Consider the following 13,404-nt stretch of genomic DNA (forward strand, 5'->3'; position numbering starts at 1 on the left):
ATACTTGACCCTGATTCAAAACCAGCAACGATAGGTAACTTATGGAAATTGATCTCGACAACCTGGTCTTCAGCGGCCTGGATGAAGCGGAAGAGCGCAACGCGGAGCGTCTGGAAGAAGCGGACAAAAAAGCCCAGGCGATCGTTGCCGACGACGACTGCGGCGACGCCTGTAAAATCTGATTGTCAAACCGGCCAGCAGGCCGGTTTTTTTTTGACGCCCACACCTCAGGTGGGTAAAAACCCTTTCAGCGTATCCAGCAGCGCCTGCGCCGCCTTCGACAGCGGCAGATGTCCGGCATGGATCGCGCCGACGCACTTCTCAATCGGCGGATCGCTGAGCGGGATGCAGACGGCGCCCAACGATGCCATCTGCGTTTTACACAGCGCCGGCACCGCGCTGCCCCCCAGGCCGCTGGCCACCATCCTCCCCACCGTCACCAGCTGATGACTCTCCAGCGCCACGTCCAGCTGACGTCCGCTGCGCGCCAGCGCCTCCTCCAGCATCAGGCGTACCGCCGAGGGGCGCTGCAGGGTAATAAAGTCGAGGGTCAACAGCTCCTGCCAGGAGAGCTGCTTTTTCTTCGCCAGCGGGGATTGTTGGGGAACGATCGCCACGAAGCGGTCCACCGCCAGCGGGGTAAACAGCAGGTTGTGGTTGGGCGATGGCTCGAAAGCGATGCCCATCTCCACCCGCCCCTCGCGCACCATCTCGATCACCTGCTCATTAATCACGTCATGCACCGTGACGTTCACCCCGGCATAGCGGTCGCGAAAGGCTTTCAGCGCCTCCGGCAGAACGTTGGCGGCAAACGACGGCATCGCGGCGACCGAAATTTTACCCCGCTGCAGGGTAAAGCTCTGACGCATGGCCTCCTCGACGTTATCCCAGTCGGCCAGCAGCTGACGGGCCATCGGCAGAAAGAGTTCCCCCTCCTGGGTAAGGGTCACTTTGCGGGTGCTGCGCTGCAGCAGCGCGCCGCCCAGCGCCTCCTCCAACCCTTTGATGGTCAGGCTGAGAGCTGGCTGCGACAGATTCAGCCTTTCGCTGGCGTGGGCGAAATTCAGAGTGTGAGCTACCGCTAAAAACGCGCGTAACTGTTTGACACTCATTCTCATTTTTCATCCTGTTAACTAATTGAAAAAAATTAGTTAACAGGAAATTAATTAAAATTCCAAATGAGTGAGTCACAAATTCAAAATTATCAAATCAGTCGCCTGCGCCAATGATAAGGCTATCGCAAGGCAGGAGAGACAAGATGGCAGGACTGGATAAACGCGTCGCCAGTTACGAAGCGGCGCTGGAAGGGTTAACGGACGGCATGACGCTGCTCGCCGGCGGCTTCGGCCTGTGCGGCATTCCCGAGAACTTGATCGCCGAGGTGCAGCGTCGCCAGGTGCAGGGGCTGACGGTGGTCTCCAACAACTGCGGGGTCGACGGTTTCGGTCTCGGCATGCTGCTGGAGTCGCGCCAGGTCAGCAAGGTGGTGGCCTCTTACGTCGGGGAAAACGCGCTGTTTGAACAGCTGGTCCTGAGCGGCGAGCTGGCGGTAGAACTCACCCCGCAGGGAACGCTGGCGGAAAAAATCCGCGCCGGCGGCGCTGGCATCCCCGGCTTTTACACCGCCACCGGGTATGGCACCCCGGTCGCCGAAGGCAAAGAGGTGCGCCAGTTCGACGGAAGACACTACATCCTTGAAGAGGCGATCCGCGGCGATTTCGCGCTGGTCAAAGGCTGGAAAGCCGACTGGTACGGCAACGTGGTCTATCGCCACACCGCGCAGAATTTCAACCCGCTGATGGCCACCGCCGGGCGCATTACGGTAGTGGAGGTGGAAGAGATTGTGCCGCCGGGCGAACTGCCCCCCTCCGCCATCCATACTCCGGGGATCTATGTCGACCGGCTGATCGTCGGGCAATTCGAAAAACGTATTGAACAGCGCACCCTGCGCGCCGGAGGGCACTGAGATGCTGACCCGTGAACAAATGGCGATGCGCGTCGCCCAGGAGCTGCGCGACGGCGACTACGTCAACCTCGGGATCGGTATCCCGACGCTGGTGGCCAACTACATTCCCGCCGGCATTGAAGTGATGCTCCAGTCGGAGAACGGCCTGCTGGGGATGGGCGAATTTCCCGATGAGGAAACCGTCGACGCCGACATGATTAACGCCGGTAAACAAACCGTCACCGCGCAAACCGGGGCGGCGATCTTCGATTCCGCCCAGTCGTTCGCCATGATCCGCGGCGGCCACGTCGACCTGACCGTTCTTGGCGCCTTTGAGGTCGACGTCGCGGGCAACATCGCCTCATGGATGATCCCTGGAAAAATGGTCAAGGGGATGGGCGGCGCCATGGACCTGGTGGCCGGCGCGCAGAACATCATCGTGGTGATGACCCACGCCTCAAAAAACGGCGAATCCAAACTGCTGCCGCAGTGCACCCTGCCGCTCACCGGCGTGGGCTGTATTCGCCGGGTACTCACCGATCTGGCCCTGCTGGAGATTGTCGACGGCGCGTTTGTCCTGCGCGAAGTGGCCCCGGGGGTCAGCCCCGACGAGGTGATACGTAAAACGGCGGGACGGCTGATCGTCGCTGACGACGTGCGCGAAATGCGCTTCAGTTAAGGAGAGACCATGACCGATATTGCCATTGTTGCTGCCGTACGCACCCCGGTAGGCAGCTTTCGCGGCGCCTTCGCCCCTCTTTCCGCCGTCGACCTCGGCGCAGCGGTGGTGCGCGGCCTGCTTGAACGCTGCCAGCTGCCCGCCGCAGCGGTCGACGAACTAATTTTCGGCCAGGTGCTTACCGCCGGCTGCGGGCAGAACCCGGCGCGCCAGACCGCGCTGCGGGCCGGCCTGCCGGTCGACACTCCGGCGGTCACCGTCAATCTGGTGTGCGGCTCCGGACTGAAAGCGGTTCAGCAGGCGGTGCAGGCGATCCGCTGCGGCGACGCCGGGATCGTTATCGCCGGCGGCCAGGAGAGCATGAGCAATGCTCCCTATCTGATGCATGGCGCCCGCGACGGCCTGCGTTTCGGCCACGCCAGCCTGCAGGACAGCATGATCCAGGACGGCCTGTGGGACGCCTTTAACGACTACCACATGGGCATTACCGCCGAGAACCTCGCCGACGCCTTCGACATCAGCCGCGAGCGCCAGGACGCCTTCGCCGCCAGCTCCCAGCGCAAAGCGGCGGCCGCTATCGCCGCCGGGCGCTTTCGTGAGGAGATCGTTCCGGTCAGCGTCCCGCAGGGCAAAAAGTCGCCGCGATTCGTGACTGACGATGAGCAACCCCGCCCGGAGACCAGCGAGCAGCAGTTGGCCCAGCTGCGCTCGGCGTTTCGCCCGGCTCACGGCAGCGTCACCGCCGGGAATGCCTCGTCGCTGAACGACGGCGCAGCGGCGGTCCTGCTGATGCGTGTCGATAAAGCGCGCGAGCTTGGGCTGCCGGTGCTGGCGCGCATTGTCAGCTCAGCGGTCGCCGGGGTCGACCCGTCGGTGATGGGCATCGGCCCGGTGAGCGCCTGCCGCCAGGCGCTGCAGCGCGCCGGCTGGACGCTGGACGAGGTGGACCTTATCGAAGCCAACGAGGCTTTTGCCGTCCAGGCGCTGGCCGTCGGTCAGCTGCTTGAGTGGGATAGCGAGAAGGTCAACGTCAACGGAGGCGCCATCGCCCTGGGCCATCCCATCGGCGCCTCCGGCTGCCGGATCCTCGTCAGCCTGGTGCATGAGATGCAGCGCCGGGGCGCCAGCAAAGGGCTGGCAACCCTGTGCGTCGGCGGCGGCCAGGGCATCGCCATGACTCTACAACGTTAACAGGAGCCACTATGTTTACACCACGCCTGGCGGTACTCGGCGCGGGACTGATGGGCGTCGGTATCGCCTGCCATTTCGCCCGTCACGGTCACGCCGTCCGCCTGTATGACACCGATCCGCAGCGTCTCGCCGAGGTTCCGGCGGTGGCCAGCGCCATCCTGTGCGAGCTGGAGGCCTGCGGTCAGCAGGATCCCGCCGACCGCGACGCGGTGCTGGCCCGTCTGACCCCCACCCCGACGCTGAATGCCCTGGCCGATGCCACGCTGCTGATTGAAGCGATCCCCGAACGGCTGGCGCTGAAGCACGCCCTGTACGCCGAGCTGGAAACGCTGATCGCCGACGAGGCAATTATCGCCAGCAACACCAGCGGCCTGCCGCCGGATCAGCTGGCGCAGGGCATGCGCCTCCCGGAACGGCTACTGATCGCTCATTTCTGGCATCCGCCGCACCTGATCCCGCTGGTGGAGGTGGTGCCCGGGAGCGCCACGCTGCCTCATCTGGCGCGCGAGGTGAGCGACTTTTGCGCCGCCTGCGCGCTGGAGGCGGTGGTGCTCAACCGCGCCGCGCCGGGCTTTGTCGGCAACCGGCTGCAGTTCGCCCTGCTGCGCGAAGCGCTGCATATCGTCCACAGCGGCATCGCTTCCCCGGAGGTGGTGGACCAGGTGATGCGCGCCTCGCTGGGCCGCCGCTATGCGATGGTCGGCCCGCTGGAGGCTGCGGACATGACCGGCCTGGCGACGGTCCAGGATATCTGCCAGCACCTGCTGCCGGAGCTGGCCAGCGGCACGGAGATGATGTCGCTGGTGGCGGAGAAAGTGGCGCGAGGCGACACCGGCGCCCGCAGCGGGCAAGGCTTTTACCGCTGGGACGAGGCCCGGCACCAGCGCATCCAGTCGCGCCGGGAACACCAGCTGCGCTTCGCCCTGAAACCCTAGTATCGCGTTCTGTACCCCTACAATAACAATGAGAGTGAGACGTCGTGATGAGTGTGATAATAGCCCTGGCCGCGCTGGCGTTACTGATGCTGGCAGCCTACCGTGGATACAGCGTGATCCTCTTTGCGCCGATCGCCGCCCTCGGCGCGGTGCTCCTCACCGACCCGGGCGCGGTCGGCCCGGCCTTTACCGGCCTGTTTATGGAAAAAATGGTCGGCTTTGTGAAGCTCTATTTCCCGGTGTTTCTGCTGGGCGCGGTATTCGGCAAGCTGATTGAGCTGTCGGGATTCTCACGTTCGATTGTCGCCGCCGCCATCCGCATCCTTGGGCGCCGCCACGCGATCCCGGTGATCGTGCTGGTGTGCGCCCTGCTGACCTACGGCGGGGTGTCGCTGTTTGTGGTGGCCTTTGCCGTCTACCCTTTCGCCGCCGAACTATTTCGCCAGAGCGGGATCCCCAAACGGCTGATCCCCGCCACCGTCGCCCTCGGGGCATTCTCGTTTACCATGGACGCCCTGCCCGGCACGCCGCAGATCCAGAATATTATTCCCACCAGCTTCTTCGGCACCAACGCCTGGGCGGCCCCCTGGCTGGGGCTTATCGGCTCGCTGTTCATTATCATCTTCGGTTTGCTGTGGCTGGAGCGTCAGCGCCGCAAAGCGCAGGCCCGCGGCGAAGGCTATGGGACCGACCTGCAAAATGAGCCGGAGACCCCGGATGACATCGATCTGCCGCATCCGCTAATCGCTATCGCCCCGTTGCTGCTGGTGGGGGTGCTGAATTTGCTGTTCACCCACTGGATCCCGCAGTGGTACGGCGCCAGCCATGAGCTCAACCTGCCGGGCCTGGCGAAGCCTGTCGTCACCGAAGTGGGGAAAATCACCGCCATCTGGGCGGTGCAGGCGGCGCTGCTCTCCGGCATTGTGCTGGTGCTGGTTTGCGGCTATCGCAATATCCGCGGCCGGCTGGCGGAGGGAAGTCGGACGGCGGTGGGCGGGGCTATTCTCGCGGCGATGAACACCGCCTCTGAGTATGGCTTCGGCGCGGTTATCGCCGCCCTGCCGGGTTTCCTGGTGCTGTCAAAAGCCCTCGCGGCCATTCCCAATCCGCTGTTAAACGAGGCGATCAGCGTCACTGTGCTGGCCGGGATCACCGGCTCGGCCTCCGGGGGGATGAGCATCGCCCTGGCGGCGATGTCCGAGACCTTTGTCGCCGCCGCCCACGCCGCCAATATTCCGCTCGAGGTCCTGCACCGTGTCGCCGCCATGGCCAGCGGCGGCATGGACACCCTGCCGCACAACGGGGCGGTGATCACCCTGCTGGCGATCACCGGCCTGAGCCATCGCCAGGCCTACGGCGGCATTTTCGCCATCACGGTGATCAAAAGCCTCGCGGTACTGTTTGTCATTGCCACGTTCTATGTGACCGGCATTGTCTGATACCAGATTGAAGGAGTAATAAAATGAACTTACACGGTAAAACGGCGCTGGTCACCGGCTCCACCAGCGGCATCGGTTTAGGGATCGCCAAAGTGCTGGCGCAGGCAGGCGCACAGCTGGTGCTCAATGGCTTCGGCGACAGCAGCCACGCCCGGGCCGAAGTCGCCGCGCTGGGCAAGATCCCCGGCTATCACGACGCCGACCTGCGCGACGTCGGGCAGATCGAGGCGATGATGCACTATGCCGAAAGCACCTTCGGCGGCGTCGATATCGTGATCAATAACGCCGGCATCCAGCACGTGGCCCCGGTGGAGCAGTTCCCGGTGGACAAATGGAACGATATTCTCGCCATCAATCTCTCCAGCGTCTTCCACACCACCCGCCTGGCGCTGCCGGGTATGCGCCAGCGCAACTGGGGGCGCATCATCAACATTGCCTCAGTGCATGGCCTGGTGGCGTCGAAAGAGAAATCGGCCTACGTCGCCGCCAAGCACGCGGTGGTCGGGCTGACCAAAACCGTGGCCCTGGAAACCGCGCGCAGCGGCATCACCTGCAACGCCATCTGCCCGGGCTGGGTGCTAACCCCGCTGGTGCAGCAGCAGATCGATAAGCGCATCGCCGAGGGGGTCGACCCGGAGCAGGCCAGCGCCCAGCTGCTGGCGGAAAAACAGCCCTCCGGGGAGTTTGTCACCCCGCAGCAGCTGGGCGAAATGGCGCTGTTTCTGTGCAGCGATGCCGCCGCCCAGGTGCGCGGCGCCGCATGGAACATGGATGGCGGCTGGGTGGCGCAGTAAGACGCTGGCGCCGCGAAGATCAGAACATCGCCAGAAAGCGTTTCACCGTACGCGAGCGCTCGAAGCGCCGCCAGGCGATGGCGATATCGGTCTTCAGCGGCGCCCCGCTAAGCGGGTGATAGCTGACGTTCGGCTGCTGGATGCAGGTCATCGACTGCGGAACCAGCGCGAAGCCGAAGCCAGCATTGACCATGCTCAGCGACGACGAAATTTGCGACGACTGCCAGGCGCGCTCCATATCGATCCCGGCGCGCAGGCAACTGTTATACACCAGCTCATACAGCCCGGGGGCCACCTCCCGCGGGAAGAGGATCGGCGCCACGTCGCGCAGCTGCTCCAGGGCCAGGGTCGGCTGCGTCGCCAGCGGGTTATCGCGCGGCAGCGCGATAACCATCGGCTCCTCATCGATAATCCGCAGATTAAAGGCTTTACTGCTCTCGCACGGCAGGCGGACGAAGGCGATATCCAGCTCGGCCTCGCTCAGGGCGGTCATCAGATTGGCCATATTGTCTTCCATCTGGTGCAGGGTCACCCCGGGGTGGTCGAGCTGAAAACGGTGCAGCAGCGTGAAGATTTGCGGATGGAAAGCATCAGAACTGGTAATGCCTAGCGACAGGCTGCCGTTCATCCCGCGCGCAATGCCCTTGGCCTTCTCCAGCGCCGCATCGCTCATGGCGAGGATCTGGCGGGCATCCTCATAGAAAGACTCTCCCGCTTCCGTCAGCTCCACCCCGCGGGTTAAACGCCGGAACAGCGGGGTCCCCACTTCGCGCTCAAGCCGCTGAATTTGCTGACTTAACGGAGGCTGTGAAATACCCAGCTCCTTGGCGGCCTGGGTGAAGTGCCGCGTCCTGGCGACGGCGACAAAATAGCGAAGATAACGAAGTTCCATATCGAAAACGTCTCAAACCAGCATGGTTTCTATATTGGAACTGTGAGCTGAATCGGGTCAACATTTATTTAACCTTTCTTATATTTGTTGAACGAGGAAGTGGTATATGAATCATTCTGCTGAATGCACCTGCGAAGAGAGTCTATGCGAAACCCTGCGGGCGTTTTCCGCGCAGCATCCCGAGAGCGTGCTCTATCAGACATCGCTCATGAGCGCCCTGCTGAGCGGGGTTTACGAAGGCAGCACCACCATCGCCGACCTGCTGAAACACGGCGATTTCGGCCTCGGCACCTTTAATGAGCTGGACGGGGAGCTGATCGCCTTCAGCAGTCAGGTCTATCAGCTGCGCGCCGACGGCAGCGCGCGCAAAGCCCAGCCGGAGCAGAAAACGCCGTTCGCGGTGATGACCTGGTTCCAGCCGCAGTACCGGAAAACCTTTGACCATCCGGTGAGCCGCCAGCAGCTGCACGAGGTGATCGACCAGCAAATCCCCTCTGACAACCTGTTCTGCGCCCTGCGCATCGACGGCCATTTCCGCCATGCCCATACCCGCACCGTGCCGCGCCAGACGCCGCCGTACCGGGCGATGACCGACGTCCTCGACGATCAGCCGGTGTTCCGCTTTAACCAGCGCGAAGGGGTGCTGGTCGGCTTCCGGACCCCGCAGCATATGCAGGGGATCAACGTCGCCGGGTATCACGAGCATTTTATTACCGATGACCGCAAAGGCGGCGGTCACCTGCTGGATTACCAGCTCGACCACGGGGTGCTGACCTTCGGCGAAATTCACAAGCTGATGATCGACCTGCCCGCCGACAGCGCATTCCTGCAGGCTAATCTGCATCCCGATAATCTCGATGCCGCCATCCGTTCCGTAGAAAGTTAAGGGGGTCACATGGACAAACAGTATCCGGTACGCCAGTGGGCGCACGGCGCCGATCTCGTCGTCAGTCAGCTGGAAGCTCAGGGGGTACGCCAGGTGTTCGGCATCCCCGGCGCCAAAATCGACAAGGTCTTCGACTCACTGCTGGATTCCTCGATTCGCATTATTCCGGTGCGCCACGAAGCCAACGCCGCGTTTATGGCCGCCGCCGTCGGACGTATTACCGGCAAAGCGGGCGTGGCGCTGGTCACCTCCGGTCCGGGCTGTTCCAACCTGATCACTGGCATGGCCACCGCGAACAGCGAAGGCGACCCGGTGGTGGCCCTGGGCGGCGCGGTAAAACGCGCCGATAAAGCGAAGCAGGTCCACCAGAGTATGGATACGGTGGCGATGTTCAGCCCGGTCACCAAATACGCCGTCGAGGTGACGGCGCCGGATGCGCTGGCGGAAGTGGTCTCCAACGCCTTCCGCGCCGCCGAGCAGGGCCGGCCGGGCAGCGCGTTCGTTAGCCTGCCGCAGGATGTGGTCGATGGCCCGGTCAGCGGCAAAGTGCTGCCGGCCAGCGGGGCCCCGCAGATGGGCGCCGCGCCGGATGATGCCATCGACCAGGTGGCGAAGCTTATCGCCCAGGCGAAGAACCCGATCTTCCTGCTCGGCCTGATGGCCAGCCAGCCGGAAAACAGCAAGGCGCTGCGCCGTTTGCTGGAGACCAGCCATATTCCAGTCACCAGCACCTATCAGGCCGCCGGAGCGGTGAATCAGGATAACTTCTCTCGCTTCGCCGGCCGGGTTGGGCTGTTTAACAACCAGGCCGGGGACCGTCTGCTGCAGCTCGCCGACCTGGTGATCTGCATCGGCTACAGCCCGGTGGAATACGAACCGGCGATGTGGAACAGCGGCAACGCGACGCTGGTGCACATCGACGTGCTGCCCGCCTATGAAGAGCGCAACTACACCCCGGATGTCGAGCTGGTGGGCGATATCGCCGGCACTCTCAACAAGCTGGCGCAAAATATCGATCATCGGCTGGTGCTCTCCCCGCAGGCGGCGGAGATCCTCCGCGACCGCCAGCACCAGCGCGAGCTGCTGGACCGCCGCGGCGCGCAGCTCAACCAGTTTGCCCTGCATCCCCTGCGCATCGTTCGCGCCATGCAGGATATCGTCAACAGCGACGTCACGTTGACCGTGGACATGGGCAGCTTCCATATCTGGATTGCCCGCTACCTGTACAGCTTCCGCGCCCGTCAGGTGATGATCTCCAACGGCCAGCAGACCATGGGCGTCGCCCTGCCCTGGGCCATCGGCGCCTGGCTGGTCAATCCTGAGCGCAAAGTGGTCTCCGTCTCCGGCGACGGCGGCTTCCTGCAGTCGAGCATGGAGCTGGAGACCGCCGTCCGCCTGAAAGCCAACGTGCTGCATCTTATCTGGGTCGATAACGGCTACAACATGGTCGCTATCCAGGAAGAGAAAAAATACCAGCGCCTGTCCGGCGTCGAGTTCGGGCCGATGGATTTTAAAGCCTATGCCGAATCCTTCGGCGCGAAAGGGTTTGCCGTGGAAAGCGCCGAGGCGCTGGAGCCGACCCTGCGCGCGGCGATGGACGTCGACGGCCCGGCGGTAGTGGCCATCCCGGTGGATTATCGCGATAACCCGCTGCTGATGGGCCAGCTGCATCTGAGTCAGATTCTGTAAGTCATCACAATAAGGAAAGAAAAATGAAAAAAGTCGCACTTGTTACCGGCGCCGGCCAGGGGATTGGTAAAGCTATCGCCCTTCGTCTGGTGAAGGATGGATTTGCCGTGGCCATTGCCGATTATAACGACGCCACCGCCAAAGCGGTCGCCTCCGAAATCAACCAGGCCGGCGGCCGCGCCATGGCGGTGAAAGTGGATGTTTCTGACCGCGACCAGGTATTTGCCGCCGTCGAACAGGCGCGCAAAACGCTGGGCGGCTTCGACGTCATCGTCAACAACGCCGGCGTGGCGCCATCCACGCCGATCGAGTCCATTACCCCGGAGATTGTCGACAAAGTCTACAACATCAACGTCAAAGGGGTGATCTGGGGCATCCAGGCGGCGGTCGAGGCCTTTAAGAAAGAGGGTCACGGCGGGAAAATCATCAACGCCTGTTCCCAGGCCGGCCACGTCGGCAACCCGGAGCTGGCGGTATATAGCTCGAGTAAATTCGCGGTACGCGGCTTAACCCAGACCGCCGCTCGCGACCTCGCGCCGCTGGGCATCACGGTCAACGGCTACTGCCCGGGGATTGTCAAAACGCCAATGTGGGCCGAAATTGACCGCCAGGTGTCCGAAGCCGCCGGTAAACCGCTGGGCTACGGTACCGCCGAGTTCGCCAAACGCATCACTCTCGGTCGTCTGTCCGAGCCGGAAGATGTCGCCGCCTGCGTCTCCTATCTTGCCAGCCCGGATTCTGATTATATGACCGGTCAGTCATTGCTGATCGACGGCGGGATGGTGTTTAACTAATAAAAAAAGCTCTGACATGGCTTGCCCCTGCTTTCGCGCAGGGGCTTTTTTTTGGTTTGGGTGTGAGCTTCGTGCAAAACACAGCAACGATATTTGAAAGTCTCTGGCGTTGTCACTTACGCTTCGGCACAACGTGGCAATCTGGCTGGGATGAAAGTATGCTTTGAGCGAAGAGCTACCTGTCACTGTGTGCGATTGAATATTTTGTCACACGAGCATAACAACCCTGTTGAGAAATCTGGATCTAACATCTATATATCAGCAATATACTCCACTTTATAAACCGTAGATCAGGAGATTACTTTGCAACCAGATCGCTCAAGACTTTATCTTCGCCGCGTAAACGCATCAGATATAGATGATCTCTTCAGGATTTATGGCGACCCTGCAACAAATACGTTCAATCCAGCAGGCCCGTATCCCGATATTAGTCACGCACGTAATGTAATGGCCCGCTGGCTTAACCACTGGGAGAATTATAGGTTCGGAAACTGGGCTATCTCACTGAAAGAGAATCCCGATAGAATTATCGGTTTTGGAGGGCTTAGCATTATCAGTTATGACGATACACCGATAATGAACCTGGGGTATCGTTTCTCTACAGAATCATGGGGGAAAGGTCTGGCGACAGAGTTCGCTAAATATGCGGTCGGGTACGGGTTTGATGTTTTAAAACTGGCTGAGATTTCTGCGGTAGTAAGACCAAACCATCTGGCATCCCAAAAGATCCTGACGAAAGCAGGTCTCCGGTTTTCACGAAATATTCATGACGTGAAAAATGAGCCCGCAAGCATGCTTTTTACTGTGACTCTGGATGAGTGGAACAACGCGCTAAGTAGGGGAACTACCCCACCCATTGATCATTAGAGTTCATGCGTAACGTCCGCTGCTGACGCGGATCGGACGAGCGACTGAGTTGTAGGTCCGCTATGAGCGAAGAAAGGACGTTTGCAGTCGCTCTCATTCTGATGACAGCGGCACCCATGTCTGTCTAAGATTATCGTCAAGGGTTGTTCTGTTATCATAACGAGCACATACTTTAGCTATACAAACGGATAAAATTAAATAAGGGACTTAAGAGGATGAACATGAGAGTGATTATTATTCTATTGTTATCCATTGCTCTTTCTGGCTGTGATTTTTTTAAAACGGATTTTACTGTGGAGGAAGCTGGTAAGCGAGCCACCTTAGGTGAGTTACAAATAAAAGTGGGAGATCTGCGCAATGGTGACATCGATATAATTGACGGTTCCAATGTCTATGTTACATATACAAATAAATATGGAACTCAAATTATGAAGAAAATTTTTATAACTATGAAAGATGGTATTAAACCCAATGATATTATGCACATACCAATTCCGGATTTTGGTTATACACTAGGTGATATACATATCTGTTTTTATTACAAGGAGGGGGTTAATGAGAGGATGACATATGAAGTTTTTCTACCAATATATGAATATAACGAATTCCGAATGAGCGCAACAAAGGGTTTCAAATTTTATAGAAATAACAATGAAATGTTATATAAACAGCCGTTTGAATTCTATGTAAAACCAAACCTTAAGCTTGATGGTCTACATGGATTCATTAACAAAGATTTCCCTATTGGATCAGGTTTGTCCTCTGTATAAATGTTCAACGAAACTAAAACCATGGAAATGGATTTTTGTGGAGGCACAAAAAACGCTGTATGAATCGCCATGGCTTAGGCAGCCATTTTTCGATATGCAGATAATCTCCTCCTTCCACTTTGGACACACAGCAGACATGAAATTCTGGAATAGCATTCGTACACTTACAACATCGAGAAGCTTTTGAAAGCCGCGTCAGCGGCATGACAGCGCCAGCAGAGAAAAACCCGGATGGCGGCGCATGGCGCCTTATCCGGGCTACGCTCTGGTGCCGTATTTTTGCCGGGTGGCAGCTACGCCTTACCCGGCCCGGTGATTTGGCACTCAATTCGCGCCCTTCGTAGGCCCGCGCAAGCGTAGCGCCGCCGGGCAAGGGCAGCGGGTGCGGAGCCGGTTTTGTGCCGGGTGGCGGCTGCGACTTACCCGGCCTACGGTCCGTGCGACTTGTCGTTAATTTATTCACCATTGTTGCTGAAACTGCCGGTGTTGCGGCCTCAACATCGCTGAGACGTTCCCGGAAGGC

Annotated in this window: 14 protein-coding genes; 12 read left to right on the forward strand and 2 right to left on the reverse strand. The window is 60.1% G+C overall.

What is annotated here, in order from left to right; translation table 11 throughout:
• Positions 1-41 precede the first annotated feature (41 nt).
• The gene (locus KHQ28_RS22915) at positions 42-182 is read left to right on the forward strand and encodes a hypothetical protein (RefSeq protein ID WP_002908189.1); all 141 of its coding nucleotides are present in this window, start codon (positions 42-44) and stop codon (positions 180-182) included.
• A gap of 45 nt (positions 183-227) precedes the next feature.
• Here KHQ28_RS22915 and KHQ28_RS22920 read toward each other — a convergent pair whose 3' ends face one another.
• The gene (locus tag KHQ28_RS22920) at positions 228-1,118 is read right to left on the reverse strand and encodes a LysR family transcriptional regulator (RefSeq protein WP_004180250.1); all 891 of its coding nucleotides are present in this window, start codon (positions 1,116-1,118) and stop codon (positions 228-230) included.
• Between the two features lie 140 nt (positions 1,119-1,258).
• Here KHQ28_RS22920 and KHQ28_RS22925 point away from each other — a divergent pair, with 140 nt between their 5' ends.
• From KHQ28_RS22925 to KHQ28_RS22950, 6 genes are read left to right on the forward strand one after another with little or no spacing between them, the layout of a single operon-like run.
• A complete protein-coding gene (locus KHQ28_RS22925) occupies positions 1,259-1,966 on the forward strand; it encodes a CoA transferase subunit A (protein ID WP_004175762.1) in 708 nt (235 codons plus the stop codon).
• Between the two features lies 1 nt (position 1,967).
• Positions 1,968-2,624 carry a CoA transferase subunit B gene (locus KHQ28_RS22930; RefSeq protein WP_032418867.1) on the forward strand — a complete coding sequence of 219 codons (657 nt, stop codon included), beginning with the start codon at positions 1,968-1,970 and terminating at the stop codon, positions 2,622-2,624.
• A 9-nt stretch (positions 2,625-2,633) separates the two neighbouring features.
• Positions 2,634-3,815 carry an acetyl-CoA C-acetyltransferase gene (locus KHQ28_RS22935; RefSeq protein ID WP_032418866.1) on the forward strand — a complete coding sequence of 394 codons (1,182 nt, stop codon included), beginning with the start codon at positions 2,634-2,636 and terminating at the stop codon, positions 3,813-3,815.
• 11 nt (positions 3,816-3,826) lie between these two features.
• Positions 3,827-4,750 carry a 3-hydroxyacyl-CoA dehydrogenase family protein gene (locus KHQ28_RS22940; RefSeq protein ID WP_023341698.1) on the forward strand — a complete coding sequence of 308 codons (924 nt, stop codon included), beginning with the start codon at positions 3,827-3,829 and terminating at the stop codon, positions 4,748-4,750.
• A 44-nt stretch (positions 4,751-4,794) separates the two neighbouring features.
• Positions 4,795-6,189, forward strand: a complete 1,395-nt coding sequence (locus tag KHQ28_RS22945) for a GntP family permease (RefSeq protein ID WP_020323796.1) — start codon at positions 4,795-4,797, stop codon at positions 6,187-6,189.
• Positions 6,190-6,212: 23 nt separating this feature from the next.
• Positions 6,213-6,983: a 3-hydroxybutyrate dehydrogenase gene (locus tag KHQ28_RS22950; RefSeq protein ID WP_004189574.1), complete on the forward strand. Its 771-nt coding sequence runs from the start codon at positions 6,213-6,215 to the stop codon at positions 6,981-6,983.
• 19 nt (positions 6,984-7,002) lie between these two features.
• Here the strand turns inward: KHQ28_RS22950 and KHQ28_RS22955 are convergent, their stop codons facing one another.
• Positions 7,003-7,875, reverse strand: coding sequence for a LysR family transcriptional regulator (locus KHQ28_RS22955; RefSeq protein ID WP_004145376.1), 873 nt, complete (start codon positions 7,873-7,875; stop codon positions 7,003-7,005).
• A gap of 106 nt (positions 7,876-7,981) precedes the next feature.
• Between KHQ28_RS22955 and budA the strand changes: the two genes are divergently transcribed.
• The 5 genes from budA to KHQ28_RS22980 all read left to right on the forward strand — a co-directional run bounded on the left by budA (position 7,982) and on the right by KHQ28_RS22980 (position 12,881).
• Positions 7,982-8,761, forward strand: a complete 780-nt coding sequence (budA, locus tag KHQ28_RS22960; RefSeq protein WP_002908205.1) for an acetolactate decarboxylase — start codon at positions 7,982-7,984, stop codon at positions 8,759-8,761.
• Positions 8,762-8,770: 9 nt separating this feature from the next.
• Positions 8,771-10,450, forward strand: coding sequence for an acetolactate synthase AlsS (gene alsS, locus KHQ28_RS22965; protein ID WP_004175750.1), 1,680 nt, complete (start codon positions 8,771-8,773; stop codon positions 10,448-10,450).
• A 23-nt stretch (positions 10,451-10,473) separates the two neighbouring features.
• Positions 10,474-11,244, forward strand: a complete 771-nt coding sequence (locus tag KHQ28_RS22970) for a (S)-acetoin forming diacetyl reductase (RefSeq protein ID WP_004151179.1) — start codon at positions 10,474-10,476, stop codon at positions 11,242-11,244.
• 303 nt (positions 11,245-11,547) lie between these two features.
• Positions 11,548-12,111: a GNAT family N-acetyltransferase gene (locus KHQ28_RS22975; RefSeq protein WP_017879888.1), complete on the forward strand. Its 564-nt coding sequence runs from the start codon at positions 11,548-11,550 to the stop codon at positions 12,109-12,111.
• Between the two features lie 221 nt (positions 12,112-12,332).
• Entirely contained in the window at positions 12,333-12,881 is a 549-nt protein-coding gene (locus KHQ28_RS22980; protein WP_004180263.1) for a hypothetical protein, read from the forward strand.
• The last annotated feature ends 523 nt before the right edge of the window (positions 12,882-13,404 follow it).

The organism is Klebsiella sp. 28 (assembly GCF_018223905.1).
In the GTDB taxonomy this organism is placed as follows: domain Bacteria; phylum Pseudomonadota; class Gammaproteobacteria; order Enterobacterales; family Enterobacteriaceae; genus Klebsiella; species Klebsiella pneumoniae.

Bases quoted from the DNA above. Each gene is read 5' to 3' on its own strand.
- KHQ28_RS22915 (WP_002908189.1), top strand. From the start codon at position 42: ATGGAAATTGATCTCGACAACCTGGTCTTCAGCGGCCTGGATGAAGCG.
- KHQ28_RS22920 (WP_004180250.1), bottom strand. From the start codon at position 1,118: ATGAGAATGAGTGTCAAACAGTTACGCGCGTTTTTAGCGGTAGCTCAC.
- KHQ28_RS22925 (WP_004175762.1), top strand. From the start codon at position 1,259: ATGGCAGGACTGGATAAACGCGTCGCCAGTTACGAAGCGGCGCTGGAA.
- KHQ28_RS22930 (WP_032418867.1), top strand. From the start codon at position 1,968: ATGCTGACCCGTGAACAAATGGCGATGCGCGTCGCCCAGGAGCTGCGC.
- KHQ28_RS22935 (WP_032418866.1), top strand. From the start codon at position 2,634: ATGACCGATATTGCCATTGTTGCTGCCGTACGCACCCCGGTAGGCAGC.
- KHQ28_RS22940 (WP_023341698.1), top strand. From the start codon at position 3,827: ATGTTTACACCACGCCTGGCGGTACTCGGCGCGGGACTGATGGGCGTC.
- KHQ28_RS22950 (WP_004189574.1), top strand. From the start codon at position 6,213: ATGAACTTACACGGTAAAACGGCGCTGGTCACCGGCTCCACCAGCGGC.
- KHQ28_RS22955 (WP_004145376.1), bottom strand. From the start codon at position 7,875: ATGGAACTTCGTTATCTTCGCTATTTTGTCGCCGTCGCCAGGACGCGG.
- budA (WP_002908205.1), top strand. From the start codon at position 7,982: ATGAATCATTCTGCTGAATGCACCTGCGAAGAGAGTCTATGCGAAACC.
- alsS (WP_004175750.1), top strand. From the start codon at position 8,771: ATGGACAAACAGTATCCGGTACGCCAGTGGGCGCACGGCGCCGATCTC.
- KHQ28_RS22970 (WP_004151179.1), top strand. From the start codon at position 10,474: ATGAAAAAAGTCGCACTTGTTACCGGCGCCGGCCAGGGGATTGGTAAA.
- KHQ28_RS22980 (WP_004180263.1), top strand. From the start codon at position 12,333: ATGAGAGTGATTATTATTCTATTGTTATCCATTGCTCTTTCTGGCTGT.